21 protein-coding genes and 1 tRNA gene are annotated in these 25,734 nt (G+C 44.4%); 12 read left to right on the forward strand and 10 right to left on the reverse strand.

Annotated elements, in window-relative coordinates; all coding sequences use genetic code 11:
- Positions 1-23: 23 nt before the first annotated feature.
- The gene (locus tag QZZ41_RS04540) at positions 24-221 is read left to right on the forward strand and encodes a helix-turn-helix transcriptional regulator (protein WP_295068764.1); all 198 of its coding nucleotides are present in this window, start codon (positions 24-26) and stop codon (positions 219-221) included.
- Positions 222-883: 662 nt separating this feature from the next.
- On the opposite strand, the gene QZZ41_RS04545 is transcribed toward QZZ41_RS04540, so the two are convergent.
- Together QZZ41_RS04545 and QZZ41_RS04550 are read right to left on the reverse strand one after the other, a co-directional pair.
- Positions 884-959 (reverse strand) — tRNA-Gln (locus tag QZZ41_RS04545).
- A gap of 201 nt (positions 960-1,160) precedes the next feature.
- Positions 1,161-2,795 carry a VWA domain-containing protein gene (locus tag QZZ41_RS04550; protein WP_295068766.1) on the reverse strand — a complete coding sequence of 545 codons (1,635 nt, stop codon included), beginning with the start codon at positions 2,793-2,795 and terminating at the stop codon, positions 1,161-1,163.
- Between the two features lie 382 nt (positions 2,796-3,177).
- On the opposite strand from QZZ41_RS04550, the gene QZZ41_RS04555 reads away from it, so the two are divergent.
- The 9 genes from QZZ41_RS04555 to QZZ41_RS04595 all read left to right on the forward strand — a co-directional run bounded on the left by QZZ41_RS04555 (position 3,178) and on the right by QZZ41_RS04595 (position 12,451).
- Positions 3,178-5,538 (forward strand): ATP-dependent helicase, encoded by a 2,361-nt coding sequence (locus QZZ41_RS04555; protein ID WP_295068769.1) that lies wholly within the window; start codon positions 3,178-3,180, stop codon positions 5,536-5,538.
- Positions 5,539-5,575: 37 nt separating this feature from the next.
- Entirely contained in the window at positions 5,576-7,003 is a 1,428-nt protein-coding gene (gene pyk, locus QZZ41_RS04560; RefSeq protein WP_295068772.1) for a pyruvate kinase, read from the forward strand.
- 2 nt (positions 7,004-7,005) lie between these two features.
- Positions 7,006-7,848, forward strand: coding sequence for a hypothetical protein (locus tag QZZ41_RS04565; protein WP_295068776.1), 843 nt, complete (start codon positions 7,006-7,008; stop codon positions 7,846-7,848).
- Positions 7,849-8,035: 187 nt separating this feature from the next.
- On the forward strand, positions 8,036-8,839 hold the full coding sequence (locus QZZ41_RS04570; RefSeq protein ID WP_295068779.1) for a hypothetical protein: 804 nt from the start codon (positions 8,036-8,038) through the stop codon (positions 8,837-8,839).
- Positions 8,823-9,320, forward strand: a complete 498-nt coding sequence (locus QZZ41_RS04575; protein ID WP_295068782.1) for a GNAT family N-acetyltransferase — start codon at positions 8,823-8,825, stop codon at positions 9,318-9,320. Before QZZ41_RS04570 ends, QZZ41_RS04575 begins: the two co-directional genes overlap by 17 nt.
- 32 nt (positions 9,321-9,352) lie before the next feature.
- Positions 9,353-9,655 (forward strand): Dabb family protein, encoded by a 303-nt coding sequence (locus QZZ41_RS04580; protein WP_028517454.1) that lies wholly within the window; start codon positions 9,353-9,355, stop codon positions 9,653-9,655.
- Positions 9,656-9,717: 62 nt separating this feature from the next.
- Entirely contained in the window at positions 9,718-10,461 is a 744-nt protein-coding gene (locus tag QZZ41_RS04585) for an SDR family oxidoreductase (protein ID WP_295068785.1), read from the forward strand.
- A gap of 320 nt (positions 10,462-10,781) precedes the next feature.
- A complete protein-coding gene (locus tag QZZ41_RS04590; RefSeq protein WP_295068787.1) occupies positions 10,782-12,035 on the forward strand; it encodes a Mur ligase family protein in 1,254 nt (417 codons plus the stop codon).
- 5 nt (positions 12,036-12,040) lie between these two features.
- Positions 12,041-12,451, forward strand: coding sequence for a DUF3795 domain-containing protein (locus QZZ41_RS04595; protein ID WP_295068792.1), 411 nt, complete (start codon positions 12,041-12,043; stop codon positions 12,449-12,451).
- A 49-nt stretch (positions 12,452-12,500) separates the two neighbouring features.
- On the opposite strand, the gene QZZ41_RS04600 is transcribed toward QZZ41_RS04595, so the two are convergent.
- The 8 genes from QZZ41_RS04600 to QZZ41_RS04635 all read right to left on the reverse strand — a co-directional run bounded on the left by QZZ41_RS04600 (position 12,501) and on the right by QZZ41_RS04635 (position 22,483).
- On the reverse strand, positions 12,501-13,607 hold the full coding sequence (locus QZZ41_RS04600; RefSeq protein ID WP_295068797.1) for a dockerin type I repeat-containing protein: 1,107 nt from the start codon (positions 13,605-13,607) through the stop codon (positions 12,501-12,503).
- Positions 13,608-13,922: 315 nt separating this feature from the next.
- Positions 13,923-15,578 carry an ABC transporter substrate-binding protein gene (locus QZZ41_RS04605; protein ID WP_295066505.1) on the reverse strand — a complete coding sequence of 552 codons (1,656 nt, stop codon included), beginning with the start codon at positions 15,576-15,578 and terminating at the stop codon, positions 13,923-13,925.
- 71 nt (positions 15,579-15,649) lie between these two features.
- Complete coding sequence (locus tag QZZ41_RS04610) at positions 15,650-16,705, reverse strand: M15 family metallopeptidase (protein WP_295066503.1); 1,056 nt, start codon at positions 16,703-16,705, stop codon at positions 15,650-15,652.
- 277 nt (positions 16,706-16,982) lie between these two features.
- Positions 16,983-17,774 carry a helix-turn-helix transcriptional regulator gene (locus QZZ41_RS04615; RefSeq protein WP_295066500.1) on the reverse strand — a complete coding sequence of 264 codons (792 nt, stop codon included), beginning with the start codon at positions 17,772-17,774 and terminating at the stop codon, positions 16,983-16,985.
- Between the two features lie 142 nt (positions 17,775-17,916).
- Positions 17,917-19,284 (reverse strand): thioether cross-link-forming SCIFF peptide maturase, encoded by a 1,368-nt coding sequence (gene scfB / locus QZZ41_RS04620; protein WP_295068801.1) that lies wholly within the window; start codon positions 19,282-19,284, stop codon positions 17,917-17,919.
- Between the two features lie 69 nt (positions 19,285-19,353).
- The gene (scfA, locus tag QZZ41_RS04625) at positions 19,354-19,491 is read right to left on the reverse strand and encodes a six-cysteine ranthipeptide SCIFF (RefSeq protein ID WP_019679123.1); all 138 of its coding nucleotides are present in this window, start codon (positions 19,489-19,491) and stop codon (positions 19,354-19,356) included.
- Positions 19,492-19,601: 110 nt separating this feature from the next.
- Positions 19,602-20,543 carry a dockerin type I domain-containing protein gene (locus tag QZZ41_RS04630; RefSeq protein ID WP_295068808.1) on the reverse strand — a complete coding sequence of 314 codons (942 nt, stop codon included), beginning with the start codon at positions 20,541-20,543 and terminating at the stop codon, positions 19,602-19,604.
- Positions 20,544-20,557: 14 nt separating this feature from the next.
- Positions 20,558-22,483 (reverse strand): ABC-F family ATP-binding cassette domain-containing protein, encoded by a 1,926-nt coding sequence (locus QZZ41_RS04635; RefSeq protein WP_295068811.1) that lies wholly within the window; start codon positions 22,481-22,483, stop codon positions 20,558-20,560.
- Positions 22,484-23,095: 612 nt separating this feature from the next.
- Here QZZ41_RS04635 and QZZ41_RS04640 point away from each other — a divergent pair.
- Positions 23,096-25,336: a substrate-binding domain-containing protein gene (locus QZZ41_RS04640; protein ID WP_295068816.1), complete on the forward strand. Its 2,241-nt coding sequence runs from the start codon at positions 23,096-23,098 to the stop codon at positions 25,334-25,336.
- Positions 25,326-25,673, forward strand: a complete 348-nt coding sequence (locus QZZ41_RS04645) for a TerY-C metal binding domain-containing protein (protein WP_028517465.1) — start codon at positions 25,326-25,328, stop codon at positions 25,671-25,673. Before QZZ41_RS04640 ends, QZZ41_RS04645 begins: the two co-directional genes overlap by 11 nt.
- Positions 25,674-25,734 lie beyond the last annotated feature (61 nt).

The raw sequence follows: 25,734 nt of genomic DNA on the forward strand, positions 1-25,734 counted from the left end.
ATGACTTATGAAAGGAGAAACAAATGAAAGCAGATGCTCATGAAATCATTAAAGAGAAGCGAACTGAATTAGGCTTATCACAGAAACAGTTAGCTGATAAAGCCGGATTAAGCCATAATACAGTATATAACTTAGAGTCTAATAGGGTATCAACACACCTTGAAACTTACGAAAAAATATGTAAAATTCTTGGTATAAAATTATCAAGTCTTCTGGAATAATAACAAAAATCTCCCGACTTTCCTCAGAAAATCGGGAGATAAATTTTTTATATGAACCTATTGACATTCCCATTGTGATGTGATATAATAAATTCTGTAATATAAAAAGCACCTCGCAAGGAGCATCAGAGCTGGTAACTCTGACACTCCCGATAATCAGACAGATGCGGCAAACATCTGAATGACTTAGCAAGATGGCTATTTTGCGTGTATAATTATATCACGTTGAATATAGTATTGTCAAGCCTTTCAGTGTATGTTTTGCGGCATCAGACTGAAAGGTTTGTTTTTATATATTACCGTGAACAATGGTAACTTGACAATTAAATATATAGATTTGAAGCGAAGATAAGCATATAGTAAATAGCGGTTTAATATGCTTTTTCACACTTTACATTAATGAGCCACGACGTGAGCCTGTTTAGTAGAACTAAATCAACTCTTGGGTTTGTCAAGACAAGGCAGTATTCTGTATTGCCGTTGTTACAAGTAACAACGTAAAAAGTATCACGAGCCATATAAAGTGTAGAAAGCGAATAGGCGGACAGTACCATACCAGCTCGGTGACACTTATTCGAGAACAAACAACAGCTGTCAAATCAAACTATAGTTCAGTAAGAAAAAACGGTTCACTGAACAGTGAACCGTTCTCACTGATATATTGGTTGGGGTGGAAGGATTTGAACCCTCGAAATAACGGAGTCAGAGTCCGCTGCCTTACCACTTGGCGACACCCCAGTGTATGTACTGATTTATTCAGCTTTATTATTATACCACCCATGCAAGCATTTGTCAATAGGAAATTATATATTTTTATGTTTTAACTTTTATTCAGTATAAAGCAGCAGCTCCCGGGCTGAAATGACCGAACCCGGGAGCTGTGCTTCGCATATAAATACATTCTTCTTTCTTTTGAACTACTCTATATAAACTCTTATTTCAGCGATATAATCCTTTAGCAGACATTGCAATTCCCAAAAGCTCTGATGTTTTATCGCTTTCCTCCAACTCTCCAACTGTATCAATAACATGATCAAAGCTCGAATTGCCCTTATACTCGGAATCTTTAAGAAGCATTGCAAATTCTGCTGCCGCTGAAGCGAGTTTTATAGACGCTGACGGTTCTTTGTTATATTTCTCCATACCGAAAAGCTGACTTTCGTATACGTCCTTATCGGTATCCACAGGCTTATATGTAACTGAAAGCTTGCACAGCTCGCTTCTTCCGTTATCCTCAACAGGCTGTGTTTCGTGCTCGGAAGCAAATTCGAGCTGAACTCCGCGGTAAGTATCCCCTGTTTCAGCAAGCTCTACTTCGTAAAGTGCAGTTACGCTGTGACCTGCTCCGACTTCGCCTGCATCCTTTGTATTGTCGTAGAATTCCTCAGCATTCATGAGTCTGTTATCGTAGCCGATAAGTCTGTAGCTCTTTATCCTTGAAGGATTGAACTCTACCTGTATCTTTACGTCCTTAGCTATTGTATATAATGTGCCTGCCATTTCCTGAACGAGAACCCTGTACGCCTCATCTACAGAGTCGATGTAGCTGTAGTTGCCGTTTCCGTTATCAGCAACTGCTTCAAGTCTGTCGTCCTTATAATTGCCTGTGCCGAAGCCTAAAACTGAAAGATATATACCCTTATCGCGCTTTGTTTTTATAAGCTTCACAAGCTCGTCCTCAGAGCTTGCACCTATGTTCAGATCGCCGTCTGTAGCGAGGATAACACGGTTGTTGCCGCCTTCGATGAAGTATTCCTCAGCAAGCTCGTAAGCCTTGTTTATACCGCCCTCACCGTTTGTTCCGCCCGATGCAGTTATATCATAAAGGGCTTTAACGATCTTGCCCTTATCCTTTCCGCTTGCGCCTTTCAAGCGTGTTGAAGCATCACCTGCATATGTAACGATGGAGATTCTGTCATTCTCGCCAAGCTTTTCAGCAAGCATTGAAAACGCGTTCTGGACCAGTGGGAGCTTGTCATAATCAGACATGGAGCCTGATGAGTCGATAAGAAATACCAGATTTGAAGGCGGAGTCTCCTTCTGTTCAAGACGCTTGCCCTGTATTCCTATCATCATAAGCTTATTTGCCGAATTCCAAGGGCAGTCCGCAATTTCAACATAGTCACCGAAAACTCGTCCTGCTTCGGGATCGGGGTACTCATAGTCGAAGTAGTTGATAAATTCCTCTGCACGTACAGCGTCCTCGGGAACTATATTTCCGTTCTCCAGCATTCTTCTGACATTTGAGTATGAAGCAGTATCCACATCTACCGAGAAAGTTGAGAGAGGCTCGGCTTTTGGATCCTTGAAGCCCGATTCAATAAAACCTTTATATTCCTCATTTGGTGAAACACTCTCCGCAGGCTTCCATGTTTCACATTCATCTGCACTTGCAGGGGCTTCACAATAATCTTCCGTATCAGGAGTTACTATAACATTATTATTGCTGTGTCCGCTGTTGGGTGAATAATCTGCCTGTCCGTCGTATTTTCCGTCTGCGCAGCTGCACATTGCTGACATCATCACTGCACACGCAGCGGCTAATGCTGTAGTTCTTGATAGCTTGGTACTCATAAAATTTCCTCCTTTATTGTCCTTGCGGACAAATTTGAATTCGTAATACGACTGCCGCCGTACCTTTTCTATGCTTTAATTATACCCCGTCAGCAAGCCGTTTACAACAACAGAAAAATGCCAATCCAAAGACGATTTGAAGTATATTTCCTTAATATCAGGTTTCATTTCCTTACAATTTATTGAAAATATTACAGCTTTCTTGCATTTTTTTCTAAAATTCAAAAAAATTCCCTTGCAGGTCTTTTCAAATATTTACAAATGTGCTATAATTAGAGTATCAATTTTTGAGATCGCGGGGAAACTATATCCCCCTCACTTTAATAGTACATCGGGATATACTATTAAAAAGATAAATCAGCGTATAATGGAGATCTTTTTTATGGACATTAATTCTTACATTTCAGCAAAACAGAATGCACTGAAAAAGTACTTCAGTCGTATGAACGATATGCAGCAGGAGGCAGTATTCACTGTCAACGGTCCTGTTCTTGTGCTTGCAGGCGCAGGCAGCGGCAAGACCACTGTTATCGTTAACCGTATTGCTAATATGATAAATTTCGGAAACGCCTATTTTGATACCTCTCGTGAAGGCAGTGACGACGACATTGCTTTTCTCAAGGACTACGCAGACGGAAAGACCGATGATTTCGACACTCTCAGAGATATCGTCGCAGTTGATCCTGTGCGTCCGTGGAATATCCTTGCCATTACCTTTACAAACAAGGCAGCAGGCGAGCTCAAAGAACGTCTTTCTGCAATGATGGGCGAAGAGGCTCTAAACATAAATGCCTCTACCTTCCACTCTGCCTGCGTAAGGATACTCAGAAGCGAGATCGAAGCTCTCGGCTATGGCAGAGACTTCACTATATACGACTCCGACGACAGTCAGAGAATGATAAAGAACGTTATGACAGAGCTTGATGTTTCCGAGAAGCAGCTTGCTCCCAAGGCTGTACTCAGCGAGATAAGCTTTGCCAAGGACAAGATGATATCTCCTGCGGATATGCTTGCCGATGCAGGTCAGGACTACCGCAAGAAGATGATATCTAAGCTCTATGCTATATATCAGGAACGCATGAGAACTGCAAATGCTCTTGACTTTGATGACATACTTGTGCGTACTGTCGAGCTTTTCGAGCAGTTCCCCGAAGTCCTCGAAAAATACAGAAACCGTTATAAGTACATAATGGTGGACGAGTATCAGGATACAAACCATGTACAGTTCAGACTTGTATCCCTCCTCTCGGAAGGTCACAAAAACCTCTGCGTCGTAGGTGATGACGACCAGAGCATATACAAGTTCCGCGGTGCCAATATAGAAAATATCCTGGGCTTTGAGGAGCAGTTCGCAGGTGCAAAGGTAGTTCGCCTTGAACAGAATTACCGTTCCACACAGACTATCCTTGACGCAGCCAACTCCGTCATAAGCAACAACACCAGCCGTAAGCCAAAGACTCTCTGGACATCAGGTGAAAAGGGCGATAAGGTCTACTGGTACAAGGCTGTTGACGAAACAGACGAGGCTCAGTTCGTTGCAGATACTATCCTTGAAAGATACAAGGAAACAGGAAAGTATTCCGACAATGCCGTTCTCTACCGTATGAACGCGCAGTCCAACTCTATCGAGCGTATGCTTGTTAAATGCGGTATCCCCTACCGTGTTTACGGCGGTATGCGATTCTATGACCGCAAGGAAATAAAGGACGTTACTTCATACCTTGCATTCATCAACAACCACAACGATGTACTTCGTTTCAGACGTATCATAAATGAACCCAAGCGCGGTATCGGCGATTCAACACTTGCTATCATCGAGGATATCAGCCGCGACCTTAAAATATCTCCTTTCGAGGTAATGAAAAATTGCGAGGAGTACGCTCCCCTTTCAAAGAAAACATCAGCTCTGAAAAATGCGTATACCCTTTTCGAGTTCCTTACAGAAAAGTCCGAGGAGCTCCCTCTTGATGAATTCCTTGATGTTCTCCTTGACAAGACAGGCTATCTCGACAGCCTTAAAACTCTTGAAAATGCAGATGTAAAAATAGAAAACGTACAGGAGCTCCGCACATCTATGGTTCAGTACATGGAACAGGCTGAAGAGCCTACTCTCAGCGGTTTCCTTGAGGAAGTAGCTCTCTATACGGAAGCTGACCGCGATGACGGAAGCGATGACAAGGTAACTCTTATGACTGTACATTCCGCAAAGGGACTGGAATACGAAAACGTTTTCGTTGTAGGTCTTGATGACGGTATCTTCCCAAGCGCACGTTCATTCGACAGTGAGGACGATATGGAAGAGGAAAGACGACTTGCATATGTTGCCATAACCCGTGCAAAGAAGCGTCTTTACCTTGCAAACGCAAGACAGCGTATGCTCTTCGGTCAGACTCAGCACAATATAACTTCACGCTTTATGAAAGAGATAGGCAGCGAGCTTGTTGAAAAGCACGACAATGCAGCAGCTATGAAGCAGCAGCTTGAGTCCGAGAGCAACGCCGTTACGGAAGTTCGCTCGGCAACCTTGCAGCAGCAGCTTGCAAGAAATAAAAAAGCCGCAGGCAGTGCGCCAAAGGAAGCTGTTACATATACCGCAGGCGAAAAGGTATCTCACAGTATATTCGGTGAAGGAGTTATAGTTTCCGTAAAGCCTATGGCAAGTGATTCTATGCTGGAAATTGCCTTCGATAAGGTTGGCACTAAGAAAATAATGGCAAACTACGCAAAGCTGAAAAAGCTCTGATCCTACTTTAATTTACAATGATATAAGGTGATGAAATATGAGAAAAACAAAGATAGTATGCACCATTGGTCCTGCAACTGATGACGAAAACATCATGCGTGAGCTTATGCTGGCAGGCATGAACGTTGCACGTTTCAACTTCTCTCACGGAGATTACGAAACACACGAAAAGCGTTTCCGCGTTATAGAAAAACTCCGTAAGGAGCTTGACCTGCCTATCGCTACTCTCCTTGACACAAAAGGTCCTGAGATACGTCTCGGCAAATTCGTTGACGACAAGCCTGTAGAGATACACGACGGCGACACCTACACACTTACTACAGACGATGTCCTCTGTACGGATAAGGTGGGAAGCATAAGCTTCAAGAAGCTGCCCCGTGATGTGAGCATGGGTACAAGGATACTCATCAATGACGGTGTTATCGAGCTTCTTGCAGAAAAGGTAACTACCACCGAGATAATATGCAAGGTTATCCACGGCGGTACTCTTTCCAACAACAAGGGTATCAACGTCCCCGGAGTAAAGCTGTCTATGCCATACCTCAGCGAAAGAGATATGGACGACCTTGAATTCGGTTCAAAAATGGGCTTTGATTTCATCGCCGCAAGCTTCGTGCGCACAGCCGCAGATATCAATTACCTGAGAAAATTCACACAAAGTCTCGGCTGGTTTGATGTAAGAATAATCGCAAAGATAGAGAATACAGACGGTGTTGAGAATATCGACGAGATACTCGAAGCCGCTGACGGTATCATGGTAGCCCGCGGAGACATGGGCGTTGAGATACCTTTCGAGCAGATACCCGCAATACAGAAATCCCTTATCAAGAAGGGCTATAATGCAGGCAAGCAGGTCATCACAGCCACACAGATGCTGGAGTCTATGATAACAAATCCGCGTCCTACCCGTGCTGAGATAACCGACGTTGCAAACGCTCTCTATGACGGCACAAGTGCTATCATGCTCTCAGGTGAGACAGCCGCAGGTGCTTACCCTGTTGAAGCCGTAAAGACTATGGCTCTTATTGCTGAGACCACCGAAAACAATATCAACTACAAAGCTCGCTTCTCGTCGCGCCGTGCAGATCAGAACGGTACAGTTGCTGAGGCTATCGCTCACGCTACTGTTACTACTGCACATGACCTTAATGCAAGAGCTATAATCACAGTATCTCTCGGTGGACAGACCGCAAGACTCATATCAAAATACCGTCCGAGCTGTCCTATCATAAGCTGTACCATGAGCGAGGTTGTATGCCGACAGATGAATATGAGCTGGGGCGTTATCCCGTTCATTATTGACGAAAAGACAAATACCGACGACCTGTTCGCTGCAGCTGTCGAAGCCGCTGAGTCCCACAGACTTGTTGAGGACGGCGACCTTGTAGCTATTACCGCAGGCGTACCTCTCGGCGTTTCGGGTACCACAAACCTTATGAAAGTTGAGAAAATAGGCGGTAAATAATTATGAGCACACAAATCAGGATAAGATATTTTGAATACATCTTCGCAATAGCACTTATATTACTCAGCACACTAGATCTTTGTTCACTTTTAAGTTACATAACTGATCTGTTCTCATGTGTCTTGGCATGTGCAACAGGACTTGTTACAGGCATTATCATATTACTCAGAAAATACGATTCTATAATTCTTAAAACAGCTTTTGTCATTACAACTGCTTTTGCTGTATATACTTCAAACGGTTGGACAATGATAAAATTTTTCTTTAATGAAAATTTTTCTGGCTGGTATAAAACCACAGATTATCTTTCCGCTATAGGCTCTTCTGTATTATTGGTAATAGCTGCTATTGTTGCACTTATGACTATGAACAATTCCATTACTTGGGAGTGTCGTGGAAATCTGCTGAAATACACATATATCATGGCAGGATTGCAATTACTTTTCTCGTTCAACAGCTTTTGCGATATCAGTCTTTTATTATTCGTTTATCTGATAATACCATGCTTAGTTAAAACAGAAGTAAAGTATAACAGCATGCTTGGCCTTACAGGAGAGATATCATTTTCACTTGCTCTTATTATACCACTTCTGTGTTCTTTTAAAAATATAGACTTTAGCAACACACTGCGCATTATATTTGATCCTTTTTCAATTAACTCTCTTACCAACATCTACGATCATAGTTCGCTTTCATCTATGCTCAGAGTTGTATGTACGATTGCACTTATGCTTTCACCTTTAATGGCATTTGACCGACAGTGCGCGATGGAAAAAGAAGCTGCTTATGAGCTTGACAAGGATCCCGACGATTTTCATATCAGGATAAATGATGATGAAGAATAAAAACAGGCGGTAAATAATAATGACTACGCAAAAGCGAATAAGAATATTTGAAATAATCGTAGGTATAATCTTAATTGCACTTTCAATACAATCAATAAAAACATTCATTTGGATATATTTCGGGTATGCAGATCATATCACATGGGAGCGTATCAAAGATTTTTTCAGCTCAGGAAAATATTCACTGATGAAAACGTTTGAACTTATTGCTATGCTGTTTCAGATAGTGATAGGTTTAATGCTGATAACAAGAAAATACAGTAAATCATGGCTTCGGATACCATTTGTCATAACAGCTGCGGCACGTATACTCTCTTCGTATATCGTATGGCTGATCATCGGACAAATAACCGGCGACATCAAATTCAGTGACTATTCACAATACATTGCCGACAAACGATTTATATGCTTAATCATTGCACCATTGATCGAAATTATAGGCATTGTTATGGCATTTCTGACTATAAAAAAGAAAATAGTCTGGAAATCAAGAAAAAAGCTTCTACTATACACTTTAGCAGGAATAACTGCAAGTATTATCATATCAGCCATAACATATAATGCTTCAGTTTCTATGCTCATTTTCCTGATACCTTGCTTCGTTCAGCCATATGCAAGCAAACGCAGCATCAAAGGCATCATAGGTGAGATAGCAGTGATATTCAGTACGCTGTCGTATTACATCATTCGCTGGCTTATCAATACGATCTATGACCCCGAAAACGAGGCGTTCTATAATTTCTTCTTTGGCACAAATCCTGCCATCGATCTTCGCCACTTTAGTGTTCAATCCCTCTTACAGTGGACTGCAAGAATAATAGCTCTCCTCATGCCTCTTCTCCTGTTTGAAAGACAGGTTGGAGAATTCAAGGAAGAACCTTCCGAAAGTGTCAGCGTGATAAAAAAGCTTGACGCTGTATTATTCAGGAACGATGACGAAGAAGCTGAAGAATACTCAGACGCGGAGGAAAACGATGACGATAACGACTGAGCGACTTATCCTTCGCCCCCTTACACTTGACGATGCGGAAGCCGCCTTTGAATGGACAGGCGATGAACGTGTGGCAAAGTATATGATATACTCCACTCACGAAAGCGTAGAGGTCACTAAGGAATGGCTCAGAAGCATCAAGACCTCGGATACCGCATTTGAATTCGGATTTGTCCGCAAAAGCGATAATAAGCTTATCGGCTCGGGCGGAATAAAACTCCATGACGACGGCTTCTGGGAGTTCGGATATAATTTCCGCTACGACTGCTGGGGCATGGGCTACGCTACAGAAGCTTCAAAGGCTATGATAGAGCTTGTACGCAGCAGATACGGCGATGTAAAGCTAAAGGCTGAGTGTGCGGCTGAGAATGCAGCCTCCGCTCATGTAATAGAAAAGTGCGGACTGCACTTTTCAGGCTTTGGTGAATACCAAAGCTATGACGGCTTAAAAACTTTCAAAGCAAAGATTTTTAAGCTTTGATACTAACAACTTACAGGAAAGCAGGTAATTTTATGATAAAGCATATCGTTATGTTTAAATTAAAGGAAGCAGACGGCAGAAGCGAATACGAAAACGCTCTCGAAGCACAGAAGCGTTTCGACAACGTTATCGCTAATGTCAAGGAACTGAAAAAAGGCGAGGTAGTTATCAACTCAAAGGACGCTCCCGAGAGCAACTACACTATCTCTCTTCTCTGCGATTTTGACAGCATTGACGACCTGAACGCATATCAGGTACACCCTGCTCACCTTGAATTCGGTAAATTCATCGGCAGCGTGAAAACCGACAGAGCCTGCATCGACTACGAATACTGATAACTTTTCTCACGTCCGAAAGGCGTGAGAATTGTATATATACGTAAACGGAGGTAGAAAACATGGTAAACGTGAAAGGCAGATGGGCACTTATAACAGGTGCCAGCAGAGGTCTCGGCTATCTTGCAGCTATATATATGGCTAAGCTCGGCTGCAACCTCGTACTTCACAGCAGGACAGAAGAGCACTGTAAAAAAGTCCTCGATGAAGTAAAAGCTCTTGGCGTTGACGCTTACATTGTGACAGCAGAGTTATCAGACATGGATCAGGTAGAAGCTATGTGCAGAAAAATAGACGAAAACGGCACAAAGCTGGACATAATTCTCAACAATGCAGGTCTTCAGATCGCATACAGAATTGAATACCTCACAACCCCCGCTTCAGACTATGACATAAGCTTTAAGATCAATACCACAGCACCAATGATGATATGCTACCACTTCCTTCCTCAGATGAAGGAGCGCGGCTTCGGACGTATCGTCAACACTACAAGCGGTATCGACCTTGAACCCGAGCAGGCAGGCTACTCCGCAGCTAAAGCTGCCCTCAACAAGGTAACACGCGACCTCGGCAAGAACTACGAGGGTACAGATGTTACTCTCAGCCTTACAGATCCCGGCTGGTGCAGAACAGACCTGGGCGGTCCTAAAGCACCTAATTCGCCCGAAAGCGCACTTCCCGGCATACTGGTGGGGGCTTTCATCGACGATAAGAAAAACGGACGTATATTCTCGGCACAGGAGTTCACGGGCATGACTCTTGAGGACGCTGTTGCTAAAGCAGAAAAGCAGGCTGGAGTATACTAAAAATCTCAATGGCGGCTGACTATAATACTCACATGGAATATATATGTTGATTATTGAGGGAGACCCTTTTGAAAAAGGGTCCTCCCTCAAACTCCCTCCCTAAAACTTCTGGTTTTATTTTTTCTCAGATAGGGCACACCGTAAATATGCAAGTCTTGTAATAATATGGTGTGTGCCCTATCTGAGAAAAAATCAGCTAAAAAGTCTTTGGAAAGGGGTTCGGGGAAGAACCTTTCCTCAGAAAGGTTTTCCCCGACAGTCAAACGTATATTTTCATAAGAGCGTTAAAGTCAGTCGTCTATAAATTTTAAGGAGAAACCATGAACATTGAAGAATGTATGAGCTTCATAAATTCCTACACAAAATCAGGCGGCAGGATAACCGATCTTTCCCGTGCAGCCGATCTTATGGAACGTATAGGAGATCCGCAGAAAAGGCTCAAATTCGTACATATTGCAGGTACTAACGGCAAGGGCTCTACCCTTGAATACATCGCAAATGCCTTGCAGCTTTCAGGCTACAAGACAGGCAAATTCACCTCGCCTTTTATCCTCAGATACAACGACAGGATACGCATAAACGATGACGAGATAGACGAGGAGTCCCTTTGCAGTATCGCCGAATTCGTCAAGGAGCGTGTTGGCGATATGGCTTACTCGCAGTTCGAGATAACTATGGCAATAGCTCTGCTGTGGTATGAGCGTGAAAAATGCGATATCGTTGTCCTTGAAACAGGCATAGGCGGACTCCTTGACTGCACAAACGTTATACCGCCGCCGCTCATCTCCGTTATTACTTCAATTTCTCTCGACCACACCGCACTTCTCGGCGAGACCGTAGAGGAGATAGCTGCCCACAAAGCAGGTATCATCAAAAGCGGCTCTGCGGTAGTCCTCTCTGAGGACAATCCCGACAGTGTACGTGAGATAGTACGTAATACAGCAGAAAAAGTCGGTGCGGAGCTTATCCCATGTGAACCATGTCCGCCAAACGCTGACGGCGGACTCTTCTCCCCTTTCATGTACCGCGGCATCAAGCTCACACCTGCAATGGCAGGCATACACCAGAAGTACAACGCACAGACTGCTATAACTGTCTGCATTTACCTCAGAAGCAAGGGCTTCGAGATAAGTGAAAGTGCTATCATAAGATCGGTGGAGACTACGCAGGTACGCGCCCGTGTGCAGTATATAGACGGTGAGCCCCCTGTTATCGTGGACGGCGGTCATAACCCCGCAGGAGTTGCAATGCTGTCGCTTATGCTCATGTATCTCAGCACACGCGGCAAGAAGATATACACTGTAATGGGCATGGTGGACTCTAAGGACTACGTTGAATGTGTCAAGAAGATATCTTCCCTTTCGGACAAGCTTTTTGCAGTTGACGGCTTTGCACCCAATGCAGTCCCCTCGGAAACTATCGCTGACATAGCAAGCTTCCGAACGGAAGCCGAAGCAGGTACCCTTGAGGAATGTGCAGAAAAGGCAAAAGCCCTTGCACTTGAAAACAACGGTATCGCCGTTATATGCGGTTCTCTTTACCTTGCAAGCCAGTACCTCAACGAAAACAGGTGATGATAATGAACAGGATAATAGCTGCCTGCGGAAATGATTGTTCAGCCTGTCCGCGGTATAATGCGCCGCCATATGAAAAGACAGAAGCCGAGCTGCATCACACCGCCGAGCTCTGGTACAAAATAGGCTACCGCGACCATGTGGTATCAAATGACGAGATAGCCTGCATGAGCTGTAGTCCCGAAAACTGGTGCAGATATCGTGTTATCGGCTGCTGCAATGAGAAAAACATCGAAAACTGCTCACAGTGCGCAGAATACCCCTGCGACAATATGAGAGAATGCTTTACGGTAACAAGCTCATTTGAGCCGAAATGCCGTCAGATCTGTACCGATGATGAATACGCAGTAATTAACAGGGCATTCTTTGAAAAAGAGAAAAATCTCAACGAACTCCGCGCGAAGAATAAACTCTGAAATGTAAAGATAAAAGAAAGCTCCGCAAATGCGGAGCTTTTGTGTTGCATTATTCAAGCACAGGAGCTATCACAAGCTCAGGGGCAACATTGTTTTCTTCAAGAAAAGCATTTATCTTTTCCTCAACGCCTTCATCCTGCCACCTGTAAGAAATAACGACTTTATCCTCGAATTTAGGATCATTGCTGCCTGCGAACCTACTCACAGATGCCTTGATATCATTATCGAGAATGTACCAGTACAGCTTTTCCACTATCTTATTGACCTCATGGTCATCATCGAGATCATAGGGGATATACTTCAAAAGGTTTCTGTCGATATCGTTTTGCAGTATGAACTTATTGAGAGCTTCTTTTTCATCGCTGGTGCTGTAGTTATTGTTTATGAATATGTACTTATCGGCGTAATTCTCAGGTATTCTGTCTTTGGGAATGACCATGCAGTTTATCTTGTTTTCGTCAACAAAGTCCGATATCTTCTTTCTTGTGATGTCGAGTTCTGTCTCAGCTTCGTCCAAGCCGAGGAGCTTCTTCTGTATAGCCAATGCATCATTGACAGTCAGACCGTCGCCGTTCATATCGCCGTTGAGCTTGCCCAATGCAGTGATACCTTGGTATTCCTCTGCTTTTTCGCCGTACCTATCAGGATTCGCAAGAGCCTGCATAATGAATACAACATCTGCCATATCCACCTGTCCATCGCAGTTTGAATCGCCTTTTATCAATCCGCCATCTTCCGAAACTACTTTAACATCATGCACTCCGCCGAATTGTCCTGGATATGTGTCAAGAGTTTCGGTATAACCAAATGTAAGCTTCATTCCCAGAACAGGATCAATATTACTGTCTATATCTTTTTTATACAGGAACATCAGCTCTCTAATAAAACGCGAACCATCAACACTTACTATTACATAAGTGTCGTATATATACTGAACCGTGAATGTTCTCAGATTTGTGTTTTCATTTGTCTCGCCTGTATCATTTTCGCCGCCAGAAGTCTCATGATAGGCGGTTACAGTGAGTGTACCAGTTTTTGCGGCTTCACTTGCCTGCGATGCCGTGGTTGCCGTTTCGGCAGCAATAGCTGTAAATGGCATTGCAGCACTGCCTGCCAACATTGATGTAGTAAGCAATATACTTATAATCTTTTTCATAATATCAACTCCTTTTCAACTAATAAACAGGCGTTGCTATATTCTTTGCTGATAAGACGTAATAATATGCTGATGCATCGCGCCTTTTCACGTACTACTTTCCACTTTAATTATACTGTATGTTCGCGGTAAAATCAAGGCTTTTACTTAATTTAATTTTTTTGCAAACAGTATGCCGAGCAAAAAAGTCCGTGATCGTCAGGAAGCTTCTCTTAACGGGAAAGTGGGTTACCGAGCCTGAAATTATGGACTCGATATTTTTATGCCACGATCTCGCCAGAGGGGGCTCCCCCTTCACGGACTTTTTACTGTAATTTAACTGTAATTCTTTGCTATTCTGTAATCTATAGAGCCTGTGAACGGGTCATAGATGATATCCTCGTTATCCTCTTTTGCAACGAGATATGTGCTCTTATAGAAAAGCGGCACGAACCACAGCTTGTCAAGTATGCTCTTTTCGGCAGCTGTATAGCTGTTTACAAGCTCCGTAACAGATGAGCTCTTCATCACGTTTTCGGTATTGAAATCGTCACCTGCCGCCTTTTTCAGGCAGTCTGTAGTTCTGAACTTATCAAGCACGGCAAGTCCGCTGTTGAAGTCGCCCTTAACAGGATAAAGCGCGATACTGTAATTGCCGCTTTCTATCCTCTCGTTGAACTCCTCTGTAGTAAGGTCCTCGATACCTATATAAATGCCGAGACTGTCCTGCCAGTGCTGTGACAGCACATGGAGATAGCGTGAGTCAACAGTACTCGAATCAACGATTATCTTTACGCTCTCCACCGAGCTTATTTTCAGCTCGCTCTTTGCCTTTGCAAGTGCGTCAGCAGCAGCTTTTGTATCATAGATATCAAACTGCTTCTCAGACGAGAGCTCACGATAGCTTCTTCCAACAATGTCAACAGCAGGCGGTATTATACCATAAGCAGGCTGTATATCGCTGCTTGTCTCGCCTTTCAGAGCTTCCCTGTCAGCGGCAAGTGCAACGGCTCTGCGAAGGTTCTCGTTAGAGTAATACTTATCCGCAGGATTGAAAACAAGTCCCAGCGTCATTGCCTTATAGCCTGATATATGGTACTTTTTCGGGTTGTAGCCGCCAACCTTCGTCGATGAGAAGCACTCGGCAGTATCGTCCTTGAAGCACTGCTTCACATCAGCCTCGCTTTTCTCAATGGAAAAGCTTACAAATGTCGGCAGTATCTCATAGTTTTCATTCTCGTTGACTGAATTCTTGCGCATATAGAGTATATTTGCGTTTCCGTAGGGATCATAATACCACTGTCTGACATAGAACGGACCGTTTGACATCACCGACCTGTCATCAAGTCCGTAGCGTCCCTTTGTTGACAGGAAGAACTCCTCATTGCAGGGATAAGCCGCAGGTGTTGCCAGCAGGCTGAGGAACTCAGCACAGGGATAGTCAAGAGTTATCTCAAGTGTATAGTCGTCCTTTGCCACGACCTCAAGAGCTTCCATAGAATGAGCGTTGTCTCTTGCAAGTCTGCTGCCGCTCAGACACATGAATTCACTGGCATAGGGCGAATGCATATTCGGGTCAAGTATTCTCCTGAGCGCGAATACGTAATCATCTGCCGTAACGGGGAAATACTCGTCATCGTCTATAACATCGTCATTATTCTCATCAAAGAACCAGTAATTTTCCTCACGCAGGTGGAAAGTATAAACGCAGCCGTCCGCGGAAACGCTGTAGTCCTTTGCGTTGCAGCAGGTTATGCCGCCTTTTTCGTCCTTCATCACAAGTCCGCTGTAAAGGTTTTTTATTACAGTAGCGGAAGCTGGATCTGTAGCATACTGCGGATCAAGGCTTTTTGGATTGTATGCAAGAGCCGCACTGTACATATGACCTGCTCCGCTGCCTTTTTTATCTCCGTGACCGCAGCCTGTCATACCAGTAAGGCACATGACCGCGCAGGCTGCAAGACTTATTATCTTTCTCTCTTTTTCTTTCACATTTGTCTCCATTCTTTTTCAAATACTCCAACAACCAAAATAGTCCCCCTTGATCGGGGGACATTTTTGCTTTAATTCATGCTTACAGTAACGATAAATCCGTCAACATTATTTCCCGAAACAGTATAGGTCTTGTTTGCGGGTACAGGAACATCTGTATTTCCTGTTGCGTTAGCAGGAGCATAGTATATCTGGTAAAGCTTATTTCCCACAGTTACCTCGACAGGTTCGTCCTTAGTATGTGATTTAAGCCCGTTTATATACTCCTCTAAGGATAAATTGTTCTGCTTCATATATACAGCATGAGGAGCTCCTACATATCTGTATGTATAATCTCTTGCACGCTCTCCTGTTGAGCCTTCCTTGCCCTCTGGGAAACGTACTACAAAGCCGTAATCTGCGGCATTTTCGTATATCCAGCTGTAAACACCTGTAGGCGAATAGTATCCCGATGTGGAATCCTTCGGAACTATAGCCATATCAAAGCTTCTGCCCGTATGGTAGTCCGAAAAACCGCCCTGGAACTGAGAATTACCGTTGTAGTACTTGTCATTCTGTTCCTCAAGTGTACGGTAGCCGCCGATAACATAAATATCGGAATTATCTTCAGCCTCATAGAAAGCCTGCATAAGTGCCTTAACCTGATCGAGAGCCTCTGTGTCAAGCTTTGTGACCATATCGCTTACGTGGAAGGCTACGCCGTCTATACTGTCGTAAATTGATACGAGCTCGATATCGTCCTCAGAGAACTTATACTCATGGTCTGAATTTACAAGGATAAGGTTACCTCTGTTGATATCAGCTGCATTATGTACTTCTGTTGTATACATTGACTCTGACGGCTTCTGTCCGTCGGGAGTACCTGTTATAAGTGAACTTGTCTCATTACTTGTAATAAGACCGTCAATAATTGACGACTGCTGTGTATTATCAGTATTCGATGCCTGGGTCGATGCTGCGGAGTTGGGTTTCTTTTCCTTATTTGAACAGCTCTTACAGCATGATGCAAGCACCACGATGAGAACCACAAGAACAAGGACTACCGCAACGAGTCTGTCGTATCTAACCTTATAGCGTTTTGATACTTTATCTCTTTTGCGGTTTCTTCGCTTATCTCCGTTAGTCATAAAACGAAATCGCTCCTTAAAGAATATTCGGTTATTATCAGACAGCTGCAATGCTTTTTGAGGGTGATATGCTTGCTGCCTGTCCATTGACCGCATACAAATGCGGTATTCTCCAAAAATTGCTTCCCCGATTGATTTTCACGCAAAAATTGCTCATACTCAGTATTATATCACAAATCTTTGTACTTGTAAAGTGTTTTTTTGATTTTTTGCACTAAAGGGCCATATAAATTCCCACATAATTCATTGACCGATATACAAAATACACAAAGGTCGGCTATTTTTCTGAATTTTCCTTCCTTCTTCTGTACTCTGACGGGGTACAGCCTTTGTGCTTTTTGAACTGTCTCATGAAGTACGACTCACTGTCATAGCCGCAGGTCTCGGAGATAGCCGTAACGGACATAGCCGTATTTTTAAGAAGCTCCGCTGCTCTGACGAGCCTGCTCTCGATAACGTCCTGACGGAATGTGACTCCGAACGCCATGAAGTACAGGCGGTGAAAATATGAGCGGCTTATCTGCATCTCGTCGCATATATCCTCAACAGACCACATATTCATAGGGTCGTCGTATATGAGTTCGCGGTACTTTTTAAGTTCGTTGTACCGCGGAATCTTTTCCTCCTCTGTAGGCTCGGGGCAATCGGCTGCATCACTGAGTGCTATAAAAATCATACGCATGGAAAGCTCCATAAACTCGCTGAAATGTCTTCCTCTGTGCATGGACTGCGACTGCATAGCTCTCAGTATACCTGCTACTGCGTAATTGTCCGCAAGCTCGATAGGCGTATCCTGCGGAAGGTTCATTGACGCGATGTACTGTCTGTCGGCAGCCGAAGTCTTGAAGCTAACGAGATCATATCGCATATTCTTGCCCTTTATAGGTCGGAACGTGGACTTATAGCCGCTTGTCAGCAAAGCTGCGCAGCTGCCCGAGGTGTGAAGAGCCTTTCCACCGTCCATATACATGACAGGCGTCCTGAAAAAAAGCAGAACAGGGTCTGCACCCAACTCGCCGCTGAACGCTGTTTCACGGCGGCAATTCAGCTGTATACGGTTTATTTTCATAGCTCTCCCCCCTGTTGTTATTATATTATGATTATAACATATAAGTCATACAAAAGCAAGTTGCACCGGTACAGTAAATACAAAGGGCGGATAATATCCGCCCCTACTGATCACTATGCACTAACAACTAATAACTCTTCGATCACTCAGCTGTATCCGCCATTTTGACAGCTTTCATCATTATAGCGCACTCAAGACGCTTCTTTTCAAGCTGACATGATATCTTATGAGCAGTTCTGATATCGCCCATATACTGGTAATTATTGGCATTACAGCCGCCGCTGCAATAGAACTTTGCCCAGCACTCGCGGCAGTCGGGCTTTGAATAAACGTGAGCCTTTGCGAAATCAGCCTTCATTTCCTGATTGAAAGTACCCTCGTCGATATTTCCCATTTTGTACTCGTCAATACCTACGAACTGATGACATGGGAAGATATCTCCGTCTGGAGTGATAGCCACATAGTCGTTTCCGCAGCCGCAGCCTCTCAGACGCTTGATAGCGCACGGTCCCTGGTCTAAATCGAGCATGAAGTGGAAGAAATTGAACTTCTTGCCGTTCTTCTCGTTTTCGAGGAGCTTCAGTGCGAGCTTTTCATACTCTGCAAATACAGCAGGGAGATCCTTTTCTGTAAGTGCATAGATATCGTCATCGCCCACAACAGGCTCTACGGATATCTGGTCGAAGCCTGCTTCGTTAAGAGCAAAAACGTCGTTGGAGAAGTCAAGGTTCTTGTTTGTGAAAGTACCTCTTACGTAGTACTCCTTATCGCCTCTGCCTGCAACAAGCTTCTGATACTTTGGCAGTATCATGTCATAGCAGCCCTGACCGTTTGGCAGTACGCGGAAAAAGTCATTTACTTCCTTACGTCCGTCAATAGAAAGAACAACGTTTGACATCTCGCGGTTGATGAAGTCTATCTTCTCATCATCAAGAAGAAGTCCGTTTGTAGTAATAGTGAAGCGGAACTTCTTGTTGTATTCCTTTTCGCGGCTTCTTGCGTATTCAACTACCTGCTTTACTACATTGAAGTTCATAAGCGGCTCACCGCCGAAGAAGTCCAGTTCAAGGTTAGGACGGTCGCCCGAATTCTCAAGAAGGAAGTCGATAGCGTGTTTGCCTGTCTCAAATGACATGAGCTTTCTGCCCTTGCCGAAATCGCCTGTGGACGCAAAGCAGTACTTGCATCTGAGCTGGCAGTCATGTGCGATATTAAGGCACATAGCCTTTACAGGAGAAGCTACGGAATACTGAGCGTACTTCTCATAATCGTCCTCTGAGAAGAGTATCTTGTCGTTGTAAAGCTCCACTATCTCGTCATAGCAGTCGCGGATATCCTGCTCGGCATATGACTTTGAAAGCTTGTCCACGACCTTCTGAGGACATTCTGCTTCAAAAGGCGGCTCAACATTGTCAAGGAGATCATATGTGAGCTCGTCAACGAGGTGAACTCCGCCGCTGTTTACATCGAGAACAATATTCAAGCCGTTAAGCTTATACTTATGTATCATTTATTTACCCTCTATTCAAAAAATATGAGGCAGCATTTTCATACTGCCTCGACCGATCATAGCGTTAGCTTATCTCTCGCACTTCTGGTTTGCAACTGTGCATGAGGTCTTGCAAGCAGACTGACATGAAGCCTGGCACTTGCCGCAGCCGCCCTTCTGAGCAGACTCTTTGAGATTAGCCTTATTGATAGTCTTAATGTGTTTCATTTTTAAACCTCCATAAGATCATGCGGTTTTAGCCGCAAAATACTTTATAATATTATAGCATAAATCAATTACTATTGCAAGTGTTATTTTAATAATTTCATATTTTTTATTTATTCTTCACCTATAAGGCTGTCGAATACAAAGTTGTAGATATCAGCGTAGGTAGCATCTGTATAATGCAGTCCATCAGTCGTTCCGAAGCCGTAATATCTCAGGTACGCATTACTGTCAAGGAACTGTATCCTGCTGTCGAGACCATCTCTCATGGCATTATTGAAAGCATCAATCCTGCCGTTGAGGTCAGAGCGATTACCATCACAAGGATTTACGGACATAAATATAACAGTATTATTATCCAGGAATTCGTCAGGCATACTGTTGTAAAGTCTGAGATAAGCTCCGCTGTCAAGGTCGTTTACGCCGAGGTTGATGATGACCGTCTTATTGCGTATCTGATATATGCTCTGTGCATTGTCCCTGAACAGCTTTATGCCTGCGCCGACCTTAGCGATATAGTCGATAGCTATGCTTCTTGCCATTCCCACTGTACGTGAATCGCCTATCCAGAACCATTCCTCATACTCGCTGTCTATCCTCTGCGGAACATATTCCGCAACAGGAGCCGGTGCAGCAGGAGCAGCTTCATTTGCAGGTGCTCCGCCGTTATCAGTCTGCTCAGCAGGCTTTTCCTCTTCATCGGCTTTCTGTTTGAAGCCGTTCTTTTCGAGGAAGTCGGTCATTATTGGATTTTCATCACTTACAGAAGCCCATGCATAGTAAGAAAGTATGAGCGAAGCATCAACTGCGTCCACCTGACTGTCGCCGTTAAGGTCAGCAGCTGACTCCTGATAGGTAAATAACGGGCTTTCCTTGCCCGAAGAAGTATACGCATATGCAGCAAGTGCAGAACAAGCGTCTGCTGAGTCTACTATACCATCGCCGTTGATATCGCCGATAAGATACAGACCTGCTTCGCCGTGTGCAGTAATGCCAACAGATGAAGCAGCAAGCGCAGCCGTAGCGGCTATGCTCATAAGCGTTTTGATCTTCATAATAATACTCCTTTTTACTGGTCAAGCTCGATCAGAAGCTCGAAATCCTCGTCTATCTTCTGTTTGAGCTCTTCGATCTCGGCACATTTACGGTTCATAAGCTCGTAATCACTGTAGACCTCCTCATTGCCGATCTCCTCGGTAAGAGCGTCTATCTGTGCCTGTAGGTCGTCGATTTCCTTTTCAAGGCGTCTCATTTCGTTTTTTCTCGCAGCGTCGGCACTTCTCTGCTGCTTGCTGCGATAATTCTTAGCAGACTTTTCCTTGGCTGCTTCCGCAGCTTTCTGCTGTTTTTCAACTTCAATGGCTCTTCTTTCGGCAGCCTGCTCATCTCTCAGTACATCGAGGTATTTCTCGAAGCCATAGTTATGAAGTCTGTACTGTCCGTCAGTAAGCTCAATAAGCCTGTCAGCGATCTTGCTCAGGAGATATCGGTCATGGCTGACAAATATGACCGTTCCTGTATATTCAGCCAACGCCTCCTCAATAGCCTCTTTTGAACTGAGGTCGAGGTGGTTGGTAGGCTCGTCAAGTATAAGAACGTTTCCGTGCTCCTGCATCATTATAGCGAAGCACAGCTTTGCACGCTCACCGCCGCTGATAACTCCCGTTTCCTTGAATACATTCTCTCCCACAAGCCGTACCTGTGCAAGGAGACTGCGGACTTCAAGGTCTGAAAGAAGCGGATAGCGGCTGTGGAGCTCTTCCATTACGGTTAGCTCCTTGTTAAGATTGGTACTTTCCTGCTCGAAGTAGGATATCTTTATATTGCTGTTCCAGCGGACAACGCCCTTATGAGGGAGCTGATCCTGTATTATACGCAGAAGAGTTGATTTTCCGATGCCGTTATCACCGATGATACCGACTTTTTCGCCTCTGCGAACTTCAAAATCAATGGTATCAACGAGAGTTTTTCTTCTGATTCCCTCACCTACCGAAATGTCGATGCCCTTGACTTTGAGTACGTCTATAGGCGGCTCGACAGCGTAGGTAAAGCGTATCTTCGCGTGTTTTGTATCATGTACGGGACGCTCAACGCGTTCCATTTTTTCAAGCTGTTTTCTGCGGCTCTGCGCCATTTTTGTAGTAGAAGCGCGGACGAGATTTTTCGCAACATAGTCCTCAAGCTGAGCTATCTGTTTCTGCTGCATCTCGTATTCCTTTTCGCGCCTTGCATCGTTTTCCTCACGCTGACGGACAAAGGCAGTATAATTGCCTCTGTATCGTGTAAGGACTCCCCTTTCTATCTCGCAGATAGATGTACAGAGCCTGTCAAGGAAGTATCTGTCATGTGAAACTATCAGAACCGCGCCCTTGTAAGTACGGAGATAGTCCTCAAGCCACATGATAGTCTTGAAGTCAAGGTGGTTTGTAGGCTCATCGAGAATGAGCAGATTAGGCTCTTCAAGGAGAAGCCTTGCAATGCACAGACGTGTCTTTTCGCCGCCGCTGAATCCCGAAACAGTACGTTCCAGCTCTTCACCCGAAAAGCCCATACCGTTGAGCACCATGCGTATCTTCACATCGGTGTTGTAGCCGTCATTTGCTTCTATCCACGATGAAAGCTGCTGATACTCGTCTGCGGCGGAATTATCGCCCATTTCTATCTCAAGCTCTATCTCGCGGAGTCTGTCGATAGCGCGATGTATTGGCTCAAAGACGCTTCGCATCTCCTCGATGACGGTATTTTCGGTATTGAGACCACCCATCTGTTCGAGGTATCCCACGGTAGTCTTGGCAGCCATAGATATGATGCCGTCCTTTTCGGTGAAGCGGTCAGGCTCAACAGAACCTGTGAGTATCTTCAGCAGTGTTGACTTTCCGCAGCCGTTGTTTCCCACGAGCCCTATCTTGTCACTTTCGTCGATAGTAAGGGAAACATTGCACAGCACCTGATTGCCGTTATAAAACTTATTTATATTTGTTAGGCTTGCAAGCATATCGAATTTCCTTTGTTTTCTGCCAGTGTGCACAAATGAAATTGACCATTTTTGTGCAGACTGCAACTAATACCTACATCATAACACATTTAAAGGCAAAAAGTCAATGGGCACGGTAAATATAAATAAGGGACGATTTTTGTGCGATTTTATACATTCTATATTAAAAAACGCCTATTTTCCGCACTTTTCCTCATTACAGTGAAAAAAGTCTCCTTATGGAGACTTTCTTCTGAGGGAATATTAGAATTATTGATCAGAGAGGGTACTCTGAAAAACCGTCCTGTACAAAAAGCTCTGATAGCTGTCGGTGCGCACTGTACAAAAGGCTGCCTACTGCCCGATGTCAGTTCTGCGCTGATCCCCTGACAGGCACAATGCGGAGGATGATCCCTTATCCTCTTTAGCTCTGAATTATGCCTGTAAGTATATTATACACTTTTTATTATCATTTGCAATGAAAAATACTATCTTTTTAAGGAGATTTTTTGAAATTACAACATTAAATATATAAAATCATCTTGCAATCATCACTTTTATATGATACAATAGTACATATAGAAGTGGTTATAGAAAACGCTGGTCAACAGCTGAAATGAACGGAGGGATATAATGAGTAAGCGAATACTTATCGGCGTTATCATAGCCGATTGTCATATAGCATTCCAGAGCGAGATACTCCGCGGCATCATAACTCAGGCTTTCAAGAGCAACTGCGACGTGGCAGTTATCTCACCTCTCCATAATTTCTCTCTGTCTTCCCTACACAAGGACGCTGAAAAAAGTATTTTTGATCTTATAATGTCCGAAAACATCGACGGCATAATCTACGACAGAAATTCCCTGCAAAACGAAGATATCTGCCGTCAGATAGACGAGCTGTGCAAGCGCACCGAAAAGCCCGTTATGCTCCTTGATTACAACGGTCACAAAAGCTTTGAGACCACCTCCGTTGACGACCGTGACGCTTTTGAGACTATAACCGACCACCTTATAAACGTTCACGGCTACAGGAAAATATACTGCCTTACAGGTCCGAAGAACACTTTCAGCGGCGAGGAACGCCTTGCAGGCTACAGGACTTCAATGAAAAGGCATGGAATACATATCGAAAAGGACTGGTACGAATACGGTGACTTCTGGACAGAAGCTCCGAAAAAGTACGCAAAGCGCATACTAAGCGGCGAGCTTGAACGCCCCGAGGCTATAGTCTGCGGTAACGATGTAATGGCTATAACGCTTTCAAAGCTGTTCATCGACGCAGGAGTAAGAGTTCCCGAGGACATAGCTATAACAGGCTATGATGCGTCTATCGAGGGCTATCAGTCAAGCCCGTCCATTACCAGCTACAGCCGCCCTAACTTTCAGCTGGGAGCTGAGGCTATACGTAGGCTTTACCGCATAATCACAGGAAAGATATGCGGCAAAGTTCCCAACGAAAACGGCGAGCTCCGTCTCGGAGAGAGCTGCGGCTGTGCCGAAAATCCAAGTCTCAGACACAATATACTCCGAAATATCAGCATAAACGCCAGATTTGAGTCCGAGCTGCTCTACGGCGATATGCTTTTCGATATCACAAATGCAGACAATATTGCAACTTTTGCCGACAGGCTGGATAATTACACCTACTTCCTGCATAAAATGAGAAGAGTGCGCATCTGTCTTACAAAAAGCTATGTCGATGCTACCGTTGACAAGAATGCCGAGGAGCTCGGCTTCAATATCGGCGACAAAATGAAGGTCGTCCTTGCAAAATCCGCCATATGGCGCGAAGCCGAGACTAATCTCGTTTTCAGTTCATCGGAGATACTCCCCGATTACAATGAGGACCGCAGTTACCCGTCCGCGTTTTTCATCTCACCCTTACATTATAATAATAACTTCTTCGGTTACTGCGCAGTCTCTTTCGGAAAAGAGCCCCGTTCGTTCAGTTCGCTGTATATGAAGTGGATAAACTACGTCAATGTTGCACTTGAACAGGTACGTATCAAGGCAATAATGAACCGCACTATCCTCAATACCAGCAAAGCCCTGCTTTACGACCACCTTACGGGACTGCTCAACAGAAGCGGCATTGAACAGGAATTTGCAAAGAAATTCTCACCCGACAACGGCGGCAGCTCCGTGGAATGTATCATATTCGAGCTTCACGGACTGAAAAAAGCCTACTATCAGAGCGGCGAGGAGAAATCCAACAGCATCATGGCAGCTTTTGCAAAGAAGCTCCGCTCATGTATACACAATAAGGAGATATGCGGTGCATGGGCTTCACAGACTCTGTGTGTCATAAGTCCCGACAGTGCCCGCGCCGAGCCTATATACAACGAGCTTTGCAGCAAGATCAAGGAAACGCAGTTCAGCAGCGGCGAGGAAAACTGCAATATCGACTTTTCAGTCGGTGTGTGCAGCTTTGAGCTTACGGAAGCATCCGACCTTTCCGATGCGATGTACAAGGCTACAATGAACAGGGTATTCTCATATACTATATCAGAGCCCACATCAAATCCGCAGTTTGAAAAGCTGTGCCTGCTCCGCAACAGGATAATGAAAAATCCCGAACTGCCGTGGAATATCAGTGAGATAGCGGAAAGTCTCTATCTCAGCAAGAGCTACCTGCAAAAGATATACAAATCCTACTTTGGCAAGAGCATCATCGAAGAAATGATACAGTTCCGCATAGACAGTGCAAAAACTCTGCTGACTCAGACGGATATGACTGTTACGGAAATATCCCGTGAGTGCGGCTATTCATCGTATAATTATTTCGTGCGCCAGTTCAGAATGTGCGAGGGATACTCACCATCTGAATACCGCGAAAAACAAAAAAGAAAGGCTGAGGAAAATGAAAGCTGAAGTCATACTTATGAAATGCCCCGAAGCTCGCCGCATCTACGGCGTAAGAGTTGAGGAATGGGAAGGCGACTGGTTCAGAACATGGGCATTCCCTATCGACGAAAAAAGAGCTTCACACGAGGGCTTCGACAAAGTTAAAATAAAGGGCAATCTCTACCCCGCAGACGAATTCAACGGCTGTCCTTACTGCAAGACTATAAAATTCGTGCAGTGCGACAGATGCGGCAAGCTCAGCTGCTGGAACAATGAGGAGCGCGTCACCTGCGGCTGGTGCGGACGTTCGGGAAATGTTACCGCTACAGAGGAACAGATAAACGTCAAGGGCGGCGGCTATTGATCTTTCTCCGCGTGACGCTGCACCCTTTCCATGCACAATTAAAAAATCGAGGTGAACTTTT

The sequence above is a fragment of the Ruminococcus sp. genome (genome assembly GCF_016283395.1).

Bases quoted from the DNA above. Each gene is read 5' to 3' on its own strand.
- QZZ41_RS04540 (WP_295068764.1), top strand. From the start codon at position 24: ATGAAAGCAGATGCTCATGAAATCATTAAAGAGAAGCGAACTGAATTA.
- QZZ41_RS04550 (WP_295068766.1), bottom strand. From the start codon at position 2,795: ATGAGTACCAAGCTATCAAGAACTACAGCATTAGCCGCTGCGTGTGCA.
- QZZ41_RS04555 (WP_295068769.1), top strand. From the start codon at position 3,178: ATGGACATTAATTCTTACATTTCAGCAAAACAGAATGCACTGAAAAAG.
- pyk (WP_295068772.1), top strand. From the start codon at position 5,576: ATGAGAAAAACAAAGATAGTATGCACCATTGGTCCTGCAACTGATGAC.
- QZZ41_RS04565 (WP_295068776.1), top strand. From the start codon at position 7,006: ATGAGCACACAAATCAGGATAAGATATTTTGAATACATCTTCGCAATA.
- QZZ41_RS04570 (WP_295068779.1), top strand. From the start codon at position 8,036: ATGAAAACGTTTGAACTTATTGCTATGCTGTTTCAGATAGTGATAGGT.
- QZZ41_RS04575 (WP_295068782.1), top strand. From the start codon at position 8,823: ATGACGATAACGACTGAGCGACTTATCCTTCGCCCCCTTACACTTGAC.
- QZZ41_RS04580 (WP_028517454.1), top strand. From the start codon at position 9,353: ATGATAAAGCATATCGTTATGTTTAAATTAAAGGAAGCAGACGGCAGA.
- QZZ41_RS04585 (WP_295068785.1), top strand. From the start codon at position 9,718: ATGGTAAACGTGAAAGGCAGATGGGCACTTATAACAGGTGCCAGCAGA.
- QZZ41_RS04590 (WP_295068787.1), top strand. From the start codon at position 10,782: ATGAACATTGAAGAATGTATGAGCTTCATAAATTCCTACACAAAATCA.
- QZZ41_RS04595 (WP_295068792.1), top strand. From the start codon at position 12,041: ATGAACAGGATAATAGCTGCCTGCGGAAATGATTGTTCAGCCTGTCCG.
- QZZ41_RS04600 (WP_295068797.1), bottom strand. From the start codon at position 13,607: ATGAAAAAGATTATAAGTATATTGCTTACTACATCAATGTTGGCAGGC.
- QZZ41_RS04610 (WP_295066503.1), bottom strand. From the start codon at position 16,705: ATGACTAACGGAGATAAGCGAAGAAACCGCAAAAGAGATAAAGTATCA.
- QZZ41_RS04615 (WP_295066500.1), bottom strand. From the start codon at position 17,774: ATGAAAATAAACCGTATACAGCTGAATTGCCGCCGTGAAACAGCGTTC.
- scfB (WP_295068801.1), bottom strand. From the start codon at position 19,284: ATGATACATAAGTATAAGCTTAACGGCTTGAATATTGTTCTCGATGTA.
- scfA (WP_019679123.1), bottom strand. From the start codon at position 19,491: ATGAAACACATTAAGACTATCAATAAGGCTAATCTCAAAGAGTCTGCT.
- QZZ41_RS04630 (WP_295068808.1), bottom strand. From the start codon at position 20,543: ATGAAGATCAAAACGCTTATGAGCATAGCCGCTACGGCTGCGCTTGCT.
- QZZ41_RS04635 (WP_295068811.1), bottom strand. From the start codon at position 22,483: ATGCTTGCAAGCCTAACAAATATAAATAAGTTTTATAACGGCAATCAG.
- QZZ41_RS04640 (WP_295068816.1), top strand. From the start codon at position 23,096: ATGAGTAAGCGAATACTTATCGGCGTTATCATAGCCGATTGTCATATA.
- QZZ41_RS04645 (WP_028517465.1), top strand. From the start codon at position 25,326: ATGAAAGCTGAAGTCATACTTATGAAATGCCCCGAAGCTCGCCGCATC.